This window comes from Pseudovibrio sp. Tun.PSC04-5.I4 (genome assembly GCF_900104145.1).
GTDB lineage: Bacteria > Pseudomonadota > Alphaproteobacteria > Rhizobiales > Stappiaceae > Pseudovibrio.
In genome coordinates, this window is record NZ_FNLB01000006.1 from 3,116,202 (window position 1) to 3,134,080 (window position 17,879).

Sequence of the window (17,879 nt, forward strand, 5' to 3'; positions counted from 1 at the left end):
AAGCCCAAAAAATGAGGTTCTGATCTGAAAGAAACTTAAAAATACGCGAAAAATAGAGAGCAAATTGGCTTCTTATGAGTTTACATATACAAGTGTATACAATATGTCCATCACCTTTTGGATATTGGCCTATGATTTTTGCCAAGGTTTGTAGCAGGTGATTCAGGCGTGGGTGAGCTTAGAATTGTCGTTGGGCTATTCTTTCGAGTGTGTTCTAGATCAAAGCTAAACTGCTTTTTGGTTTGTAGTAATACACATTCGCAGGCTATAGCTTTGCGTAAAGGTGAGTTAGAGGCGCATGTGTCTAAACAATTGAAGTTAATCTGCCAAAATTTGGCTTGTGATCGTGGTGGACGCAGAGTTCTGAGCCACGTGGATTTTGAAGTCAGCTCCAGCGAAGCTTTGATTGTGCAAGGACCGAACGGGGTAGGGAAGTCCTCTCTGCTGCGTGTTGTGGCCGGACTTGTCGCCAAAGCCCATGGAACGATCGAGCTGGATGGCGGTACGGCTGAGCGTTCTGTTGCAGAACATTCGCACTATTTCGGCCATCTTGATGCGTTGAAGCCGGTTCAAACCGTTCTTGAGAATCTCAGCTTCTGGCGCAGCTTTTTCGAGCCAGCCGATTTTAGTGAGAATAAAGCGCGCGAAAGCATGAGTGAGATGGAAGCGCTTGAGACCCTCGGTATCGCGCATACCTCCAGCTTGCCTGCTGGCTATCTTTCTGCGGGGCAGCGTCGTCGCCTTTCTTTGGCGCGCCTGCTTGTGGTGCCTCGTCCTATCTGGCTGCTGGATGAGCCAACGTCCGCGCTGGATAAAGCCTCAGAAGAAGTTCTACTCGGGTTGATTGCGGATCACATTCACGCAGGTGGTCTTGTTATGGCGGCAACGCATTTACCTTTGAACCTCCCGAACACCAAGTTTTTGCAGCTTTCTGCAGTGACCACAGAGAGTGAGCATATGTTTGCTGAGGCGGATCCTTACTTTGACCAGGACGAGCAGGGTGAGGACTGATCATGGGTTGGATGAAAAGCTTATTTATCCGCGAGTATCAGTTAGCTAACCGCGTTGGTGGTGGTGCTCTGATTGGTGTTCTGTTCTTCCTCGCGGTGGTGACGATTTTCCCATTCGGCGTTGGCCCGGATATGGTTTTACTGGCGCGAATTGGGGCTGCGATCCTTTGGATCGGTGCATTGTTGGCGACCCTGTTGGGGCTGGATCGTTTGTTTCAGGCTGATCGTGAAGACGGCACTCTGGAACTGTTGATTATGTCGGGCCGGTCTTTGGAACTTGTGGTTCTTATCAAGTGTGTTGCACACTGGACCGCAACGGGTCTTCCGCTCGTGCTTGCAACGCCTGTTTTGTCGCTCTTTGTTGGGCTCGATTTTCAGGCGATTGTTTCGGTTACGCTAACGTTGTTGGTCGGCGCTCCTGCACTGACGCTGCTTGGTGCGGTCGGGGCGGGTGTTACCGTCTCTATGCGGCGGGGCGGAGTGTTGCTTTCCATTCTGGTTATTCCGCTGGCAATTCCGATCCTCATTTTCGGTGTGAGTGCGGCGACGGCAGCATCTATGGATACTAATAACTTTCTGGTTCCGTTCCTGTTCTTGTGTGCCTTAACGTTGTTTGGATTGGTTGTCGGGCCGCTTGCAGCAGCAGCAGCGCTACGTATTTCCGGTGATTAACTTAAAGGGATCTGAGTTGGTAGAAAAAATCTACTCAGCTAAATCTTTGTAAATTAGCGAAAAAACCGTGCAATCTCGCGGATGTGATGTCGCGAATTGCGTATAATCAAAGACTGTGATGGGTCCGTGACACTATGTACACATTGATGCCCCGTCATTCTCAGTTTAGAACGGCTCTATGACCTTATACGATCTTGCAAACCCAACCCGGTTCCTGAAGCTTGTGAAAGCTGTGCTTCCATGGCTTATCGTAGCGACGGTCACTGCTCTGGCAGTTGGCTTGTACTTCGCGTTTTTCGTGGCTCCTGAGGATTATCAGCAAGGCCAGACTGTTCGAATTATGTTCGTGCATGTGCCTGCTGCCCAGCTTGCTATGATGTGTTATGCGATGATGGCGCTTTCCTCCGTTGGTTCATTGGTCTGGAAACATCCGCTAGCTGATGTCTCAGCGAAAGCCTCTGCTCCGATTGGTGCTGCTTTTACCTTCCTTGCTTTGTTCTCCGGCGCTGTCTGGGGCAAGCCAATGTGGGGCACATTCTGGGTTTGGGATGCGCGCCTGACTTCCTTCCTTGTGCTGCTGATTATGTACCTTGGTATTATCGCGCTGTGGAAGGCGATTGAGGATCCGATCAAAGCTGCGAAGGTCAACGCTATCATCACGCTGGTTGGCGTGATCAACGTGGTCATCATCAAGTTCTCTGTTGAGTGGTGGAACACGCTGCACCAGCCGTCGAGCCTTATTCGTGCTAATGGTCCTGCAATTCACTCCTCCATTCTTATACCGCTCGGATTGATGGCTCTGGCCTTCATCCTCCTGTTTTTGACACTGCATTTGATGAGCATGCGTAACGAGATTATGCGCCGTCGTATCAGAGCAATGCGGATGCGTGCAGCATCTGTTGCGCCAGCAGTTTCCAGCAGTTCTATTTCTGGTACTGCACCAGCGGGTGGGAGGTAAGTCGCTATGGAATTTATGGATTTCGGTCGTCACGCGGGTTACGTCTTTGCTGCCTACGGTATGGCTGCGGTGGTTATTGCTGCACTTATCGTCTGGGTACGTACAGATAAAACCCGGCTTGAAGGCGAGATGCATGCCTTGGAAGCAAGTGGCATTCGTCGTCGTTCAGCAAGGCGCGCAGCACCTGCTGTTAGCCAAGTGGTCTCCGCCGAAAACAAAGATGATAGTGGGAAATAAGCATAATGGAATCCGGAATGGATGAAGAAAAGAAGTCAGGCGTTTCTCCGCTATTCCTTCTTCCGCTGATTATTGTTGTCGTGCTTGCCATTTTGTTTGCAGCAATGATGTTTTCAGATCGTGACCCAAAGCAGTTGCCTTCAGCTTTGATTGATAAGCCCGCTCCCGAGTTTAATCTTGGTCCGGTTGTTGGGCTTATGGAAAACGGAAAGCAAGTTCCGGGATTCCAGCGTAGCGATCTGGTGGGTAAGGTTAGTGTTGTAAACGTGTTTGCCTCTTGGTGTGCGCCATGTCGCGTTGAGCACAAGTATCTGATGGATCTTGCCAAGGATGATCGCTTCCAGATTGCAGGCCTGAATTACAAAGACACTAACGAGAAAGCGCGCCGGTTCCTTGGTGAACTGGGTAATCCTTACGATCGCGTTGGCTTTGATGGTGGACGCGCGGGTATCGAATGGGGCGTTTACGGTGTGCCGGAAACATTCATCATCGATGAAAAAGCGCAAATCCGCTATAAGTTTATTGGACCATTGAGTGAAGCAACATACCGCGATGTCTTCCTTCCTGAACTTGAAAAAGTGTTGAATAAAAAGTAAGTAAATTCCCATATTAAGGGCTGCGCGACCGAATTTTCAGGGGCTCACTGGGAAGTGATTCCACAGTTATCTGGTTTTTGTTTAGGTTAAGCCTGCTTCAGCGATGACTTAAATAATTACGAAGGACCGATATGCGGTGGTTTTCCTCAAATAGTCTGACAGGTCTTCTTTTCGCAACGGGGATAGGCTTTGCGTCTACCCTGTCTGCCCAGGCTGGCTACCCGAAAGCTGTGATTGAACTGTTTACCAGTCAGGGTTGTTCTTCTTGCCCTCCTGCTGACCGTTTTATTGATGAGCTGAGTTCCACTCAGAAGGATGTAATCACGCTTTCCTATCACGTTGATTACTGGGACTATATTGGTTGGAAAGACACGCTGGGATCACCAGTGTTTACTCAGCGCCAGAGGGACTATGCCAAAAGCCGCGGTGATGCTCAGATCTACACACCTCAAGTGGTGGTCAATGGTCAGGGGCATATGGTTGGAAGCAACAGGGCTGATGTAACGAGTGCCATCCGCGCGTCTACGGGAATGAGTGTTCAGGTAGATGCAAATTTGGATGGGAACGCGTTGGAAGTGCATATTGCTGGCTCAGCAACAACTCCCGGTGAGAAAGCAGATGTGTACCTCCTCGGCATCGAGAAAAAAGCCGTAGTTGAAATCCAGCGCGGTGAAAACGCAGGTACAACGCAAACTTACAGGAATGTGGTCCGGAGCATTATGCCGATCGGCATGTGGTCTGGGTCCGCTGAGGTGTTTCGTCTTCCGCGGACTGCGCTGAAGATGTTTGACTCCAATAACTGGGCGGTTCTTGTGCAGACCAACTCTGGTGAGATGCCGGGTAAAATCATTGGCGCTGCTTTCTACGACAAGTAAAAGCCACCAAAAAATCGCAAATGATTTTCATTCGCAACTAGAATTAGCGATTAGGCATAAAAACTTCCTATTCGGGTGCGCTCCCGTGTTTAATATGCCAATGAAACCTGATAAATGACGCAGACTTTCAAAGAAGTCGTCGAGTTTGAATTAAGGTGGACGTGGTACATGGACCAGAGCATGCGCTTTGCGCTGGGCAGCATCATCATTGGCATATTGGTATTTACGCTGAAATACTTTGCCTTTGTGTTGACTGGCTCTATCGCGTTTTACTCCGATGCCCTTGAAACTTCTATCAATATTGCCAGTGCGTGTGCGGCTGCCGGAGCTTTGTATCTGGCACGAAAACCAGCCGATCAAAACCATCCTTACGGGCACTATAAGGTTGAGTATTTCGCCGCCGTTTTGGAAGGCGTTCTGATTGTCTTGGCTGCGATCCTTATTCTGCGCAAAGTCTACACGGGATTGACAGAGCCGTATGAGCTGACCGTTAGCTTTGAAGGTATTGGGCTAAACTTCCTGTCATCGGTTATCAACTGCGTTTGGGCTATGGCCTTGATGCGCATTGGCCGGTTGCATAGATCGCCCGCGCTTCAAGCAGATGCGCGGCACATTATGACGGATGTGTATACCTCTGTTGGGGTTCTGGTTGGTATTGCGCTTGTGTGGGCAACGGGTTGGCAGATGTTTGACCCGATCCTCGCTGGCATTGTTGCAGTGAACATCATGTTCTCCGGTTGGAAGCTTATGCGGGAATCCGTTGGTGGATTGATGGATGAAGCGGCCCCAGAAGAAGAGCAGGTTGCTATTCGCGCTCTGATTTCCGAGTACGGCGATGGGGCTTTGGAAGCGCATGACCTTAGAACGCGTCACGCTGGTCATGTGACCTTTGTCGACTTTCACCTCGTTGTGCCGGGTGAAATGAGTGTGCTGGATGCGCATGCGATTTGTGATCGCATTGAAGAAGGCATTGCCGCAAAGATGCCGGGTGCGCGGGTTACGATTCACGTTGAACCGGAAAATCACGCTAAACACTCAGGAATTGTTGTTTTATAAGAGCTTAGAGGCTTGCGTGGTTACGTGCGTAGTTTTACGTTATTTATGTAAATTCTGCGTTCTTTAGGTTAAGCGTCTCGCAGCGCCTTCTCTGGAACGGATCCCTCCAGTCAGAGATGCATATGCGCACTAAACATTTTTTCGATCATCTTATTCTCCTCATTGGTGTGGCTGTTATTGTCGGTCCCGTGGCTATTACGTTGTTTTCTTCAACGCATTCCGGCGCGACACTCGGGAAGGATGGGCTTCAGTTCCTTCCGGGTCCATATGCTGCGGAGGTGTATGGCGCGGTGCTGTTTGAAGGACGGGGATTTTCCAAGAGTGTGACAGGATTGAGTATGGCGCTGAATTCGCTCTACCTCGCCTTGGGATTTGCGTTGGCTAAGGTGACGGTGTCTCTGTTGGCTGCCTATGCTCTTGTGTTCTTCCGTGTTCGCTTTGGTACGTTTTTCTTTTGGGTGATCTTGTGCAGCCTGCTGCTGCCTTTAGAATCCCGGTTTTTGCCGACCTATGCGGTGATCAGCAAGCTGGGTTTGGTGAACACCTATCCGGGTTTGATGCTGCCCTTGTTGGCCTCTGCTGTTGGAACGTTCTTCTTCCGCCAGTTTTTTTTGGGAATTCCAGTCGAATTGTCCGAGGCGGCGCGAATTGATGGAGCTGGTCCGATCAAGTTCCTGAAGGATGTTCTGGTGCCTTCTTCAGCTCCTATGATTGCCGCGCTTGGGCTGCTTATGTTTGTGCAAGGATGGAACCAGTATCTATGGCCGATTATGGTATCGAGTGAGGAATCTCGAATGACGCTGGTGCAGGGGCTTAGTTTGATCGGGCGAACTGGTCCGCAAGGCTTAGCGCTTGCAGTATTGGCGATGTTGCCGCCAATTTTACTCGTGATCTTTTGTCAAAAAGCGTTTGTGAAAGGCCTGACAGATGGTCGTCATTGAACCTTCTGGGAGCCTGCCTTTTGAAGCAGAAGGGTCCTTAACTCATTCTATATCGAGTTTGCTGTCATGAGTTGAATAGGGCTATATCTATGATGAAGTCCGGCAGCTTGCCGGGCCTTCTGCTTTTATAGGTTTGAGCCAGAGTGCATTGCCAAGATAGGTTAGGATGCGGCGCTGAAGTAATCTTCCCGAAGAAGAGCTGTGCCGTCGGGTTGCATGACCCAAAGCTCCTTCGTGATTGTTCCGCTGGCTTTGTTCATTTTCCATTCGGAAGACAAAACGGCTGAGGTTTCACCTGCCGCAACGATTTTGGGATTGATGTACTCAATCTCTGCAAAGCCTTCCCGAATGAGCATCTTCCAGAATTCCAGAATTTCAGCGCGGCCTTGGTAGGTTCCAAATGGCTTAGCCTCCATAATAGCGTTGGCCTCATAGCAGTTTGCGCAACCCTCAGCATCACCCGCATTAAATGCGGACTGCCACTTCTGGCTTGCTTCTTTTACTGCTGCTCCGACGTCAGTCTTCATTGTCCAGCTCCAGACCCTGGGCGCTTGCGCCCCTTTGTTTGGATGCAGAATGAAGAGCGAGTCTTGATTTGATATGGACGTGTTTTGCATTCCTGAAACTACCACCTATGAATGGTGAAGTCCGTCTTTCAAATGTGGTGGGCGCATTTGAACCGACTAGTAAGACGGGGTATCAGCTTTCTTAAGCTTTTGCATTGCTTTGATTTTATAGTGTTTCCGTTGTTTACTGATCCATCTGTCACGATGTTCCAGATAGAGCTGGTAAAGATGCTGGTCGAAATCTCTGGGGCTATAAACAAAGTTACCTGCCTCAGTGAAGCTGGTGAGTTCTCCCACGTATATTTTCTCATTATCTGAATACAGATCGACCCGAATAAAACTGAAACCTTTGGAAAGTATGCGAGCAATCTCTAGCATTCGATCAAGGGTTTTAGGTTTGTCAGGTTTTATGTCTGGGCTACCGGGATAAAGCAGTTGCGCTTTGATCGGTTCCCACTCCGGTGTAAATATATCCTGGTAGTGAGTTCCAAAGCGATCAGTATCTTTCCAGATCATAACTGGTTCGCCGAAGAAGCATGTGATCTTGTAATCTGGAAGAGGGTGATTGTTGTTGTCGCAAAGCATTTCTTCAACAAAGTATCTTGGCTCGATATTACGATAGACCCACTCTACTGCTTCATTATGCCGATATTCCATCCAGCACTCTGTCTCCTCATCAATTTCGGCAAGGTCTTCTGCCGAGAAAACAAGATGCAGGCAACCGCTTGCGTGATTTGGTTTCAGCACAAACGGCACTGGATACTCGTGGAGTTTAAGCTCCTCAAAATGCTCACAAACATCAATGAGATCTGGCAAATATCCGTCGCCCAATTTTTCTTCTACATATCCTCGGAGTGCCAGTTTATCGCAGACAATCGCGCGGGCTTCATTATCCGGGAAAGCCATGGTTTTGAGAACTAAATCCCGGTAATCCTGAGGCTGCAAAATATTTGGCGTTATGCCGGATTTCTTTAGGGGCTTTTTTTGAAACAGAAAAGGCGTTGGCCAGATTGAACTAAGAAATTTGTTTTTCCTACTTCTAATTTTTTGTTCGAAATATGAAAGCATCGATAAATCCTCACAAACCTGTTCTCCATTTTTTAGAGCGTGTTGTGGGAATTTGGCATTCTGAAAAATCGCGGTGAAGTGCAAAAAGGCCCAGCAAGGAATGCCGGGCCTTCGTGTCTTATGAGTGTTTTTTGTTGATCTAAAAACTAGAGACGCTGCGAACCAGCTCCGAATTCTGGATATGCTTCGACACCTACTTCTGCTTTATCAAGGCCGAGGGCTTCTTGTTCTTCGCTGGCGCGAATGCCAATCGTCATTTTCATAAGCAGCCAAATTGCGCTTGAGGCTACAAAGACGAAGGCGCCGATGGAAACAATGCCGAGGAGCTGGATGCTGTAGGATGCATCTGAGTTGGTGAATGGAACCATGAAAGTTCCCCAGATGCCTGCGAGGAGGTGAACCGGGATTGCACCAACAACATCATCGATTTTCATTTTGTCGATGAGTGGCACGGCAAACACGACAATTGCGCCGCCAACAGAACCAATGAGCAAGGCTTGTGGCACAGTCGGGGCCAGTGGCTCAGCCGTGATGGAGACCAGACCGGCCAGTGCGCCGTTGAGGGCCATGGTCAAATCAACTTTTTTGTAGAGCAGCTGAGTGAGGACGATTGCGGTTAAAACACCTGCGACTGCTGACATATTTGTATTGGCGAAAATGCGGGAGACGTCTGTGATATCGCTGATCGTACCCATTGCGAGCTGCGATGCGCCGTTGAAGCCGAACCAGCCGAGCCACAAGATGTAAGTGCCCAGTGCCGCCAATGGCATGGACGAGCCCGGCATAACGTTGACCTGACCATTACGACCATATTTGCCTTTCCGTGCGCCAAGGATATTCGCGCCGGAAAGAGCAGCCCAGCCCCCTACAGAGTGAACAATTGTTGAGCCTGCAAAGTCAGAGAAGCCCAGTTGGTCCAACCAGCCTGCGCCCCATTCCCAGGAGCCGATGGTTGGATAAATCAGACCAGTGAGGGCCACTGTGAAGAGGAGGAAGGGCCACAATCTAACGCGCTCTGCCATTGTGCCGGAAACGATGGAGGCTGTTGTTGCAGCAAATACCATCTGAAAGAACCAGTCTGAGGCTGTTGAGTAGCCGGTATTCAGGGAATCTCCGCCCACCTGATCAAATGAGTAAGTGCCCAATGAGCCTATGAAGCCACCATCAACACCTGTGTACATGAGGTTGTAGCCCGCAACCCAGAACATCAGGCCTGAGATGGAATACAACGAGATGTTTTTCAGACATTGCATGGAAACGTTTTTGGTGCGGACGAGGCCTGCTTCCAGCATGGTGAAGCCGGCTGCCATCCACATGACCATAAAGCCGCCGATGAGGAAGAGCAGGGTGTTGAAGATGTAGGCGGTGTCTGCTGCAAGTGCGTACTTTTCTTCTGCCATAGCCGGGAGTGCTGACAGCGCCAGAAGTGCGGTTGCGCCAACAAGGGTGGTGGAGCGTTTCATGTTCTCTATCCCCATAAGATAATTAAATTGCGTCTGCGTCAGATTCGCCGGTGCGAATGCGGACGACCTGTTCAATGGAGTAAACGAAGATTTTGCCGTCACCGATCTGGCCGGTCTTTGCAGCGGAGCTGATGATCTCGACGACTTTGTCCGCCATGTCGGAAGTCACTGCGACTTCCACCTTTAGTTTGGGGAGGAAGGTGACGGCGTATTCTGTGCCACGATAAATTTCTGTGTGACCCTTTTGGCGTCCGTAGCCTTTGACCTCTGTAACTGTGAGGCCTTGAATGCCAACGCTGGTGAGTGCGTCGCGCACTTCGTCCAGCTTAAAGGGCTTAATAATTGCAATTACAATTTTCATGTCAGATTCCGTTCCCCTTTGTCATCGACTGCGCCGTAAAGAGGGTCTGAAGCCTCTTTGGGACCGGGAAAGCGCCCTGATTTTCAGGTTGTCTTGTAGAATGCCCGGCCGGCACGCTTACCCCTCATATTCAAGGAGCGTGCCAGTTTTCGGGACTACTGATTTTTACGTAATTTTTAATCAAGTCAAAGTTGAAATAGTATAATGATTTCTGTTGGTTGATTGAATCTAGAATTTCAAAAACTTAGTGAAGTTGGCTAATTTTCGAAGGTTATGGGCTGATAATAAAATAGGCAGCTCCTGTAATGAGAGCTGCCTAAAATGTGTTCAAAATAATGTATGGCTAATTTTTAGGCGCTGAAGCCGCCTGCGTCGAGGAAGTCTTGTTCTGCCTGAGTTGTCTCGCGGCTCAATGTCTTGTTGCGATGAGGGAAGCGGCCAAAGCGGCGGATCACATCCATGTGGATCAAGGCGTAATGGTAGGTGTCCTGATCACAATGTTTTTTGAAAAGGTCAACGCTGAGGTCCTGCATATCCATTTCCTCTGAATGCTCAAAGGGCAGGAAGAAGAACGAGCGATAACCGCCTGGGTAGGCAGCATAGAATTTGTTGTTGAGCGCTTCCTGTGCCACTTCGACGGCCTTGTCACCAAATGCAAAAGCCTTGGCTGAGCCGCGAAAGATGTTGCGTGGGAACTGGTCCAGCAGCAACAACAATGCCAGCGCACCGTGTGGGGTTGCCGTCCATTTATCGTACTGGCCCCGGCCCGCAGCTTCAACGTCATCTTCAAACTTTTCGCGGATTTCGTTGTCGAACTCTGCGCCGCCGTTGAACCATTTGGCGCCGCCAGCATTCCACCAAAATTCCAGAATTTCCAGAGCTCTGTTTGTGTTGACTGTTTTGTCCAGTTCCATAAGCGCCAATGTCCTATCCCCCAATAATAGCTTTACTGTTGTGTCAAAATTCGGTAGCTCAGCATCAAAACACTCTGCCACATATTCTGCTTTGGGTGAAACACTTGGCCGAAGACACTATTTTTCTTGACCTGAGAGGTCTCAATTGCCCTTTACCAGTGATGAAGACGCGCAAGCATCTGAAACGCATGGAAAAGGGAGACCAGTTGCTCGTAGAGGCGACTGATCCTATGTCTGCGATCGATATTCCACATATGTGCCAAGAAGACGGGCATGTGTTGATCGACGTTAAGATGGTGGGTGACGTGCGTCAGTTCAAGATTGAATGCTGAGCTGATTTACCTGATTTGTGCAGCTGGCGGGATTTATGTCTCGTAGAGCCTGTCGAACTTCCGCGCTAGCTTAAAATCCATCTCTGTCACATCGCCTACATCGTGGGTGGTTAGTAACACCTCCACCTTGTTGTAGGTGTTGGTCCAGGTAGGATGGTGATCCAACTTATCTGCCTGTATGGCCGCACTGGTCATGAAACCGAATGCTCTCGCAAAAGATCTGAATGTGAAGGTGCGTTGGAGCGTCTTGCCATCTTCGGACAAGGTCCAATGCGGTAATTCTACAAGGTATTGATCTTTTGCAGTTGGGCCGAGTGGTTCTGGCATGGGGTCACCCTTCGTTTAATTGCGGGAGAGGTGTCAGATCTTCTAGGTTTTTCCTATTGTATTTCCTTAGCTCATAAAACCCATGGAAATTTGAGTGGAACTGGAAGAAAATCTGGAGCAATTATTTTGCTTGGGGTAGGTAATGATCGAACAATTGGGGAGAAAGCAGTGGTTTTGTTGCAGCGTCGCGTTCTGTTTGTTTGTCTTGGCAATATCTGTCGGTCGCCTTTGGCGGAAGGCGCATTTCGTCATCAGGTGAAGCAGGCTGGTCTAGAAGAGCAGATCTATGTGGACTCAGCTGGCACCGCAAACTGGCATCGCGGCAAAAACCCGGATATTCGCAGTATTCAGACAGCGAAGAAGCACGGTATCGACATTTCTCATCAGGAAGCGCGGCAGCTGGGTGAGGATGATTTTGAGAAGTTCCATTACATCATCGCGATGGATGCGACGAATTTTTCTAGTATTCAGGCCAAAGCGCCTTATCTGCACACGGCAACAGTGCGTTTGTTGCTTGAGGATGTGCAGAAGGATGTGCCTGATCCGTATTACGGTGGGAATGAAGGATTTGATGAGGTTTATGATTTGGTTCGCGATGGAACTTATAATCTGCTTCAGGAAATTCGTGAGGAAATGGAGCCTACCGAGATCTAGGTGTCTCCATATCTGCTTATAATGGGAAGCTCCGCAATGATGTGCGGAGCTTTTTTGTTTGTGTCACTAGTGGAATTTACGCAGGAAGCTCTTGGTGCTTTTTGCAGCCAGACATGCGGTGCTGCCAATTTTTGAATGCAGCCAGATTCCAGCCTTGGTGAAGGATGTATCCAAATTATCTGGCTGTGCCCAAACTGGCGTGCGTTTGTACAGGTACCAATGCACGCTTAGGATAACGAGCATGGTGATGCCCCAGGAGAGCAGGGTATCTGAGGTGAAGTGCCCCCCAAAAGCGACACGGTTGGTTGAAAAAATAGTACAGAGCACGGCAATGACTGAGGCGACTGGAATGCGCCAGTTTTTTGGTACGATAAACACCAGTGTAAACAGCCAGAATGCGGCAGACCCTTCTCCAGAAACAAATGAGCAGTTGGTATCGCAATAGTTTGTTGGTTCCCAGACGCCGACAAATGGCAGGTCCCCACCGAATATCTCCGTGCTGCGCGGGCGAGGGCGACCCCAGTTGTTTTTTAGGATCGCGTTGGTGACGATACCCGGCCCGATGATCAGCGTTGAGAGCATAAAGATAGGTGCGCGCAGATCCATGAGGGCTTTGAGTTTTGGGAATGCCAGCTTGAACAGCATCACGAACAGAGCCAGACCCGCGGCCCATTGAATGAGATGAACGCCCAGATATCGGACTTTATTCCATAACGGACTGCGTGCGGCTGGAAAGACATGATCCCCCGCGTAGAACAGGCGCGTGATCCAGATGTCTAACGCTGGAACTGTCAGGAACACGAATGTAACGGTGAGGATAAATATCAGCGTTGCAGAAAACGGGCGATTGGCGCAGAACTCTGAAATTGTTTTGATGAATGATGATTTCGAGCGGGTTTGGACCACGGTAATTCCTGAATTCTTTGTGAGGGCTGCTGGAGTCTGCCGCGTTCTCATGCGTTCGCTTTTGGCGGTATACTCGGTTTTACCGGTTGCGCCAATGTGGTGTATTGAGTTCCTATTAGTACCCAGCAGTATGTACCGATAATTAAATTGGTGATTTGCATAGGCTTATGCAAGCTGTGAGTTATTGAGTTTTGAAATGCCCGGTTTTTTTGCGGCTGATTGGATCAGAAAGAGATAAAATGCCCCGGCTTGCGTTTTACTATGAATTTGCCAGTCCATATTCCTATCTGACCGCCGCCCGCATTGAGCAGCTGGCGAAAGACAGGGGCGTTGATGTTGATTGGCGTCCGTTTTTGCTCGGGCCAATTTTTAAGCGTCAGGGGTTGGAGAGCTCTCCCTTTGTAGAGAACCGCAAAAAAGGGGCCTACATGTGGCGAGACGTTGCGCGATCCGCTGCAAACCTCGGGTTGCCTTGGGAAAAGCCAAGTATCTTTCCGCAGAACAGCCTTCTTGCTTCGCGCATTGCGTTCGCGGGACGTAAAGAGCCGTGGATCGGGGCCTTCTCGCGTGCAGTGTTTCACATGGCTTTTGCGTTGGATGAGGATATCTCCAAGCAGGAGCTTATGATTGCGCTGCTTCGAGAGCTGGATCTGGATGTGGACCACATTATGCGCCAAACTGAATCGACGGAAGTGAAGATTGGCTTGCGGGCCGCTGTTGCAGAAGCTGAAGCTATGGGTGTGTTTGGAGCGCCGAGTATGATCACCGAAAAAGGTGAGTTGTATTGGGGCAATGATCGCCTTGATGAAGCGCTGGACGCTTCGTTTTTGCGGATTGGCTAGGGTCTCAAAGCGCTTTCCAAGATGCTATACAGCGCTGGCGGATTGACGGGTTTCTCCAAAATCTGGGTGAAGCCATCCTGCAGTAACTGCGGGCGTTGTTCAGGCGGTACGCTTGCGGTGATTGCGAAATAGGCTTTGGGTTTCTTGTCGCCATTCTGCATCATTTGCTTGAGGGTTTCAGATCCATTCATCTCCGGCATGTTGAGATCCAGAAAAATCAGATCTGCCGGGGTTTCTTTCTGAATCCGTAGAGCTTCCATGCCATTGGCCGCTTCTTTCACATCCAGACCAAAAGACGAGAAAACAGCTTCCAGCAGGTGTCGGTTGGCTTTGTTGTCGTCCACCACAAGAACTGATCCTTTGAGGGGTGTTCTCAGGTTTCGGTTTTGGTCTGCCTGCGAAGCGCTCGTGCTTTGGCTCTTTGTGGTTTCATGGAGTGGCAGGAGAATCTCAAAACAAGCTCCATACTCCGAGTTTTTGATGAGACGCATATCGCCGCCAAGCTCGCGGGCGAGGCAGCGTGTGCTCCATAGGCCTATGCCATTGCCATTTTCACTGCTGGAGGGAGAAGGGGCATTCAATAGACCTGCCTGTTCTGTGGTGAGGCCGGAACCCGAATCCTTCAGATCCACCACAACATGTGGTTGGTGATCGGTGTATTTGATATGTGCGCTGAGGGTGATCGTTCCAGCATTTGTGTGTTGAATTGCATTATCGATCAAGACACCGAGAATGCGTTGCAACGCGTTGGCATTGGTTGCATAGGCGGACATGGCGTCTGTGGACCAACGATGGACGAAGTTCAATCCAGCGTGCTTTGCCTGAGGTGCGTACAGATCCACTATATGTCTCAGTTGCTCGTGAACAGACCTTGCTGGTCGCTCATGGCTGTGACTGATTGGTGCATCTTGCTCTGATGGTGTTGCCGTTTGCGCGTGCAGGATGATCGTTGCCAGCTCTTGGAGATTGCAGATCTCGTCTTTCAGCGTTGTGAGGTGATGTTGCTGAGTATGTGTCAAAGGATCGTTGCTGATCAGCTCCGCTGCGGTGTGCATAGCCGCCAATGGTGTTTTCAGATCGTGCACCAATCTCGCAATTTCTTGCTGAGGGATTAGTTTTGGCGCAGACATGAGATAACTCCTTGATGAACCCTTGGGAGTGAGCCTAAAACACTGCTGTTAAAAGTTCTCTCAGTTCTGGTCAAAATCCACCGAGATTTTGGTTTGCGACTTGCAGGCTCATGGTCTGTACAAGGGGGCGGGTCAATACTCCAACAGGTAAGCGATATTGGAATGCTGTTCAGTACTCTACAAGTGGTGTTTCCGATTTTTGCGACAGTGGGAGTTGGTTATGGGTTTGGCTTTGCCGGATTGCTGAATAAGCAGGTCGGCGACAACCTGAGCACCTTTTGTATAACTGTTCTCATTCCTGTTTTGATTTTCAGAACCTTGGCAACCTCTGATCTTGCTGGTCTCAGTCCGTGGTCATTGTGGGGAACTTACTACACCGCGCTTGCCATCTGTGCCGCTCTGGGTGGTTTCTTTGTTCGCAAAGTGTTTGGCAGAGAAGCCAGGGCAGCTTGTATTGGTGGATTCTCTGCAGCGTTCTCTAACATGTCCTTAGTGGGTATTCCGGTTATTACGTCCGCCTATGGGCCGGAGGCATTGGTCCCGATTTCACTGATTATCTCCATCCATGCGCCATCTGTGACATTGGTGTTTGTGCTGGCGATGGAGCGGGCTGTTGTGGTGGACGGTTATCAGGATGCGCGGCCTATGAATGAGGTGATGCGCTCGGTATTCAATACGCTGATCAAAAGCCCTTTGGTGATTGCTATTCTGCTGGGTGTGAGTTGGAACTTCTCTGGTTACGAGCTGCCTATGTTGGTGGATGGGGTGCTCAATCCATTGGCGAAAGCTGCAAGTCCTGTGGCCTTGTTTTCGGTTGGGATGAGCCTGCTGAACTATGGCGTGCGCGGGAATATTGCGATTGGCAGTGTGTTGAGCCTGTTGAAGGTTGTGCTGATGCCTGCATTGGTGTTGGGGTTGGGAGCCTCTATTTTTCAGCTTCCTCCGTATTGGGTTGCAGTCGCTACACTGGCAGCAGCATGCCCAACCGGGGTGGTGGCGTACCTATATGCTAGTCAGTTTGGAACCGGCCATGCTATGAGTGCGAACTCCATTAGCCTGACGACGATTTTCTCAATAATCACAATGAGTTTCTGGCTTTGGGTTTTGAACTATCTGGGGTACTAAAGAGATCACACCCTATCATTTGAGATCCCCATGATTGTTCAGGTTTTTTTCGTTGTCTTCCCCATTTTTGCGCTCGTTGGCATTGGTTATACCGTCGCTGCAATTGGCTATCTTGATAAAAGCCTCGGCGATATTCTGAGCAAGTTTTGTGTGAGCCTGCTTATTCCCATCCTTCTGTTCCGCAGTCTTGGTTCTGCGAACCTGAGCGGCATTTCTCCATGGGGTTACTGGTTAACCTATTACAGTTCCATGGCTGTTATGGCGTTTTTGGGTGGGTTGTTCGTACGCGTTGTCTTTAAGCGCGAAGCGCGGGCCGCTGTGATTGGCGGGCTGACTGCTTCCTTCTCCAATACCGTTTTGGTTGGCATTCCGCTGATTGACGCGGTTTATGGATCTGAAGGAACGGTTCTGATTTCGCTGCTGATTGTGTTCCATGCACCGTTGACGGCGTTGACTGCCTCCGTGCTGATGGAGCGGGCTGTGGTGATTGATGGACACAAAGCACCGCGCTCTAAACGTGAGCTTCTGAAATCAGTCGGCAGAGGGCTGGTGACCAATCCTATCCTCTATGGGGTGGTGAGTGGGTTGCTTTGGAACGTCTCCGGCTTTGAACTGCCGGGCGTTGTGGAGCAGGTGACAACACCGCTGGCCAAAGCAGCGTCTCCCGTTGCGCTGGTGGCTGTGGGCATGAGTATGGTGAGCTACGGTATTCGTGGAAACCTTGCCATTGGTGGAGTGCTGGCGGCCTTTAAATCCTTGGTGATGCCACTGGTCGTGTTTGTTATGGCTGCGTATGTTGTTGGTCTTCCACCCATGTGGGTTGGTGTTGCAACATTGATTGCAGCGTGCCCGACCGGTGTGTTTTCCTTCATCATGGCAAACCAGTTTGGAACAGGGCACGCCATGTCCACCAACGGGATTGCGATCACCACAGCGATCTCTGTGTTTTCAATCAGCTTCTGGCTGTGGTTTGTTCAGATGCAGGGTTACTGAGCATTTCTCTGATTTGAGCAGGCGTTACGCCGCTTGCACGTAGTTCGCGCAGGGAGGTGTCCTTGGCGGATTTGGCAAGCTTGCGGCCATCTGCTCCCATTATCAGGTGATGGTGCTCGTAGAGTGGTTCTGGCAGGTTCAGCAGTGTTTGCAGCAGGCGGTGTACGCTGGTTGCATGGTAGAGGTCTGTTCCGCGCAGTATATGCGTAATGCCTTGTAATGCATCATCCACCACGACCGAGAGGTGATAGCTGGTTGGCGTATCTTTGCGGGCCAGAACCACATCTCCCCAAGCGGCCGGGTCGGCTTGAATTTTGCCAGTGCGGGCTTCCTGCCAGCGGAGCGGCTGACCAACTGCTGCGATGGCTTTTTCCATATTCAGGCGTAGAGCATAAGGCGCATCAGAGTTCTGGCGCTCCTGCTGGTCCTGTGCGCTGAGAACTTTGTCATCACCGGGGTAAAGCGGTGCGCCATCTGGATCTCTTGGCCATGGGGTGCCTGTTGCATCTTGCTGAGCTACGAAACGTTTGATTTGGGCGCGGGTGAGATAGGCTTTGTAAACGAGGCTTCTCTCTTCCAGCTTGTGAAGAGTGCATTGATAGTCCTCGAAATGTTCTGACTGTTTGCGAACAGGTTCTTCCCACTGAATACCAAGCCAGTGCAGGTCTTCCAGCATGTCTGCCTGAAGCTGAGGCGTGCAGCGGATTGTGTCGATATCCTCGACGCGCAACAGGAGTTTACCGCCGTATTTTTGAGCGGCCCGCTGATTGAGGATAGCCGAATAGGCGTGGCCAAGGTGCAGGTGGCCATTGGGAGAGGGGGCAAAGCGATAGACAGGCAAGTTCATTTGCGA

General features: G+C 50.1%; 22 protein-coding genes. 13 read left to right on the forward strand and 9 right to left on the reverse strand.

The window, feature by feature from the left end:
* Positions 1-312 precede the first annotated feature (312 nt).
* The 8 genes from ccmA (at position 313) to BLS62_RS19755 (ending at position 6,345) form a co-directional block, all read left to right on the forward strand.
* Positions 313-1,011, forward strand: a complete 699-nt coding sequence (gene ccmA / locus BLS62_RS19720) for a heme ABC exporter ATP-binding protein CcmA (RefSeq protein ID WP_093189268.1) — start codon at positions 313-315, stop codon at positions 1,009-1,011.
* Between the two features lie 2 nt (positions 1,012-1,013).
* Positions 1,014-1,682 carry a heme exporter protein CcmB gene (gene ccmB, locus BLS62_RS19725; RefSeq protein ID WP_093184406.1) on the forward strand — a complete coding sequence of 223 codons (669 nt, stop codon included), beginning with the start codon at positions 1,014-1,016 and terminating at the stop codon, positions 1,680-1,682.
* Between the two features lie 178 nt (positions 1,683-1,860).
* Positions 1,861-2,640 (forward strand): heme ABC transporter permease, encoded by a 780-nt coding sequence (locus BLS62_RS19730; RefSeq protein ID WP_093184409.1) that lies wholly within the window; start codon positions 1,861-1,863, stop codon positions 2,638-2,640.
* Positions 2,641-2,655: 15 nt separating this feature from the next.
* A complete protein-coding gene (gene ccmD, locus BLS62_RS19735) occupies positions 2,656-2,877 on the forward strand; it encodes a heme exporter protein CcmD (RefSeq protein ID WP_208991209.1) in 222 nt (73 codons plus the stop codon).
* 17 nt (positions 2,878-2,894) lie between these two features.
* Positions 2,895-3,473 carry a DsbE family thiol:disulfide interchange protein gene (locus BLS62_RS19740; protein ID WP_208990975.1) on the forward strand — a complete coding sequence of 193 codons (579 nt, stop codon included), beginning with the start codon at positions 2,895-2,897 and terminating at the stop codon, positions 3,471-3,473.
* A gap of 131 nt (positions 3,474-3,604) precedes the next feature.
* Positions 3,605-4,348 (forward strand): DUF1223 domain-containing protein, encoded by a 744-nt coding sequence (locus tag BLS62_RS19745; RefSeq protein ID WP_093184424.1) that lies wholly within the window; start codon positions 3,605-3,607, stop codon positions 4,346-4,348.
* A gap of 168 nt (positions 4,349-4,516) precedes the next feature.
* Positions 4,517-5,404, forward strand: a complete 888-nt coding sequence (locus tag BLS62_RS19750) for a cation diffusion facilitator family transporter (RefSeq protein WP_093189271.1) — start codon at positions 4,517-4,519, stop codon at positions 5,402-5,404.
* A 122-nt stretch (positions 5,405-5,526) separates the two neighbouring features.
* Positions 5,527-6,345: an ABC transporter permease subunit gene (locus BLS62_RS19755; RefSeq protein ID WP_093184430.1), complete on the forward strand. Its 819-nt coding sequence runs from the start codon at positions 5,527-5,529 to the stop codon at positions 6,343-6,345.
* 161 nt (positions 6,346-6,506) lie between these two features.
* On the opposite strand, the gene BLS62_RS19760 is transcribed toward BLS62_RS19755, so the two are convergent.
* From BLS62_RS19760 to BLS62_RS19780, 5 genes are all read right to left on the reverse strand, one after another.
* Positions 6,507-6,872 carry a YybH family protein gene (locus BLS62_RS19760; RefSeq protein ID WP_093184435.1) on the reverse strand — a complete coding sequence of 122 codons (366 nt, stop codon included), beginning with the start codon at positions 6,870-6,872 and terminating at the stop codon, positions 6,507-6,509.
* Positions 6,873-7,028: 156 nt separating this feature from the next.
* Entirely contained in the window at positions 7,029-7,979 is a 951-nt protein-coding gene (locus tag BLS62_RS19765; RefSeq protein ID WP_093184441.1) for an ATP-grasp fold amidoligase family protein, read from the reverse strand.
* 146 nt (positions 7,980-8,125) lie between these two features.
* Positions 8,126-9,442: an ammonium transporter gene (locus tag BLS62_RS19770; RefSeq protein WP_093184446.1), complete on the reverse strand. Its 1,317-nt coding sequence runs from the start codon at positions 9,440-9,442 to the stop codon at positions 8,126-8,128.
* A 22-nt stretch (positions 9,443-9,464) separates the two neighbouring features.
* The gene (locus BLS62_RS19775) at positions 9,465-9,803 is read right to left on the reverse strand and encodes a P-II family nitrogen regulator (RefSeq protein WP_093184449.1); all 339 of its coding nucleotides are present in this window, start codon (positions 9,801-9,803) and stop codon (positions 9,465-9,467) included.
* A 350-nt stretch (positions 9,804-10,153) separates the two neighbouring features.
* A complete protein-coding gene (locus BLS62_RS19780) occupies positions 10,154-10,717 on the reverse strand; it encodes a DUF924 family protein (protein WP_093189273.1) in 564 nt (187 codons plus the stop codon).
* A gap of 104 nt (positions 10,718-10,821) precedes the next feature.
* Here BLS62_RS19780 and BLS62_RS32265 point away from each other — a divergent pair, with 104 nt between their 5' ends.
* Entirely contained in the window at positions 10,822-11,049 is a 228-nt protein-coding gene (locus tag BLS62_RS32265; RefSeq protein WP_280141857.1) for a sulfurtransferase TusA family protein, read from the forward strand.
* 33 nt (positions 11,050-11,082) lie between these two features.
* On the opposite strand, the gene BLS62_RS19790 is transcribed toward BLS62_RS32265, so the two are convergent.
* The gene (locus BLS62_RS19790; RefSeq protein ID WP_093184459.1) at positions 11,083-11,376 is read right to left on the reverse strand and encodes a 4a-hydroxytetrahydrobiopterin dehydratase; all 294 of its coding nucleotides are present in this window, start codon (positions 11,374-11,376) and stop codon (positions 11,083-11,085) included.
* Positions 11,377-11,544: 168 nt separating this feature from the next.
* On the opposite strand from BLS62_RS19790, the gene BLS62_RS19795 reads away from it, so the two are divergent.
* Positions 11,545-12,030, forward strand: coding sequence for a low molecular weight protein-tyrosine-phosphatase (locus BLS62_RS19795; protein ID WP_093189276.1), 486 nt, complete (start codon positions 11,545-11,547; stop codon positions 12,028-12,030).
* A 66-nt stretch (positions 12,031-12,096) separates the two neighbouring features.
* Here BLS62_RS19795 and BLS62_RS19800 read toward each other — a convergent pair whose 3' ends face one another.
* Entirely contained in the window at positions 12,097-12,987 is an 891-nt protein-coding gene (locus BLS62_RS19800; protein WP_208990977.1) for a phosphatase PAP2 family protein, read from the reverse strand.
* A gap of 188 nt (positions 12,988-13,175) precedes the next feature.
* Between BLS62_RS19800 and BLS62_RS19805 the strand changes: the two genes are divergently transcribed.
* Positions 13,176-13,778 carry a 2-hydroxychromene-2-carboxylate isomerase gene (locus tag BLS62_RS19805; RefSeq protein ID WP_093184468.1) on the forward strand — a complete coding sequence of 201 codons (603 nt, stop codon included), beginning with the start codon at positions 13,176-13,178 and terminating at the stop codon, positions 13,776-13,778.
* Here BLS62_RS19805 and BLS62_RS19810 read toward each other — a convergent pair.
* Positions 13,775-14,908, reverse strand: coding sequence for an ATP-binding response regulator (locus BLS62_RS19810; protein ID WP_093184472.1), 1,134 nt, complete (start codon positions 14,906-14,908; stop codon positions 13,775-13,777). The genes BLS62_RS19805 and BLS62_RS19810 overlap by 4 nt on opposite strands.
* Positions 14,909-15,070: 162 nt before the next feature.
* Between BLS62_RS19810 and BLS62_RS19815 the strand changes: the two genes are divergently transcribed.
* Together BLS62_RS19815 and BLS62_RS19820 are read left to right on the forward strand one after the other, a co-directional pair.
* Positions 15,071-16,033 (forward strand): AEC family transporter, encoded by a 963-nt coding sequence (locus BLS62_RS19815; RefSeq protein ID WP_093184477.1) that lies wholly within the window; start codon positions 15,071-15,073, stop codon positions 16,031-16,033.
* A 30-nt stretch (positions 16,034-16,063) separates the two neighbouring features.
* On the forward strand, positions 16,064-17,026 hold the full coding sequence (locus BLS62_RS19820) for an AEC family transporter (protein ID WP_093184481.1): 963 nt from the start codon (positions 16,064-16,066) through the stop codon (positions 17,024-17,026).
* Here the strand turns inward: BLS62_RS19820 and gluQRS are convergent.
* Positions 16,986-17,873, reverse strand: a complete 888-nt coding sequence (gene gluQRS, locus BLS62_RS19825; RefSeq protein WP_093184486.1) for a tRNA glutamyl-Q(34) synthetase GluQRS — start codon at positions 17,871-17,873, stop codon at positions 16,986-16,988. The genes BLS62_RS19820 and gluQRS overlap by 41 nt on opposite strands.
* Positions 17,874-17,879 lie beyond the last annotated feature (6 nt).

What these genes read in the sequence shown, in the direction of transcription:
- ccmB (WP_093184406.1), top strand. Translation starts at nt 1,014, where the DNA reads ATGGGTTGGATGAAAAGCTTATTTATCCGCGAGTATCAGTTAGCTAAC.
- BLS62_RS19730 (WP_093184409.1), top strand. Translation starts at nt 1,861, where the DNA reads ATGACCTTATACGATCTTGCAAACCCAACCCGGTTCCTGAAGCTTGTG.
- ccmD (WP_208991209.1), top strand. Translation starts at nt 2,656, where the DNA reads ATGGATTTCGGTCGTCACGCGGGTTACGTCTTTGCTGCCTACGGTATG.
- BLS62_RS19740 (WP_208990975.1), top strand. Translation starts at nt 2,895, where the DNA reads ATGGATGAAGAAAAGAAGTCAGGCGTTTCTCCGCTATTCCTTCTTCCG.
- BLS62_RS19745 (WP_093184424.1), top strand. Translation starts at nt 3,605, where the DNA reads ATGCGGTGGTTTTCCTCAAATAGTCTGACAGGTCTTCTTTTCGCAACG.
- BLS62_RS19750 (WP_093189271.1), top strand. Translation starts at nt 4,517, where the DNA reads ATGGACCAGAGCATGCGCTTTGCGCTGGGCAGCATCATCATTGGCATA.
- BLS62_RS19755 (WP_093184430.1), top strand. Translation starts at nt 5,527, where the DNA reads ATGCGCACTAAACATTTTTTCGATCATCTTATTCTCCTCATTGGTGTG.
- BLS62_RS19760 (WP_093184435.1), bottom strand. Translation starts at nt 6,872, where the DNA reads ATGAAGACTGACGTCGGAGCAGCAGTAAAAGAAGCAAGCCAGAAGTGG.
- BLS62_RS19765 (WP_093184441.1), bottom strand. Translation starts at nt 7,979, where the DNA reads ATGCTTTCATATTTCGAACAAAAAATTAGAAGTAGGAAAAACAAATTT.
- BLS62_RS19770 (WP_093184446.1), bottom strand. Translation starts at nt 9,442, where the DNA reads ATGAAACGCTCCACCACCCTTGTTGGCGCAACCGCACTTCTGGCGCTG.
- BLS62_RS19775 (WP_093184449.1), bottom strand. Translation starts at nt 9,803, where the DNA reads ATGAAAATTGTAATTGCAATTATTAAGCCCTTTAAGCTGGACGAAGTG.
- BLS62_RS19780 (WP_093189273.1), bottom strand. Translation starts at nt 10,717, where the DNA reads ATGGAACTGGACAAAACAGTCAACACAAACAGAGCTCTGGAAATTCTG.
- BLS62_RS19790 (WP_093184459.1), bottom strand. Translation starts at nt 11,376, where the DNA reads ATGCCAGAACCACTCGGCCCAACTGCAAAAGATCAATACCTTGTAGAA.
- BLS62_RS19800 (WP_208990977.1), bottom strand. Translation starts at nt 12,987, where the DNA reads ATGAGAACGCGGCAGACTCCAGCAGCCCTCACAAAGAATTCAGGAATT.
- BLS62_RS19805 (WP_093184468.1), top strand. Translation starts at nt 13,176, where the DNA reads ATGCCCCGGCTTGCGTTTTACTATGAATTTGCCAGTCCATATTCCTAT.
- BLS62_RS19810 (WP_093184472.1), bottom strand. Translation starts at nt 14,908, where the DNA reads ATGTCTGCGCCAAAACTAATCCCTCAGCAAGAAATTGCGAGATTGGTG.
- BLS62_RS19815 (WP_093184477.1), top strand. Translation starts at nt 15,071, where the DNA reads ATGCTGTTCAGTACTCTACAAGTGGTGTTTCCGATTTTTGCGACAGTG.
- BLS62_RS19820 (WP_093184481.1), top strand. Translation starts at nt 16,064, where the DNA reads ATGATTGTTCAGGTTTTTTTCGTTGTCTTCCCCATTTTTGCGCTCGTT.
- gluQRS (WP_093184486.1), bottom strand. Translation starts at nt 17,873, where the DNA reads ATGAACTTGCCTGTCTATCGCTTTGCCCCCTCTCCCAATGGCCACCTG.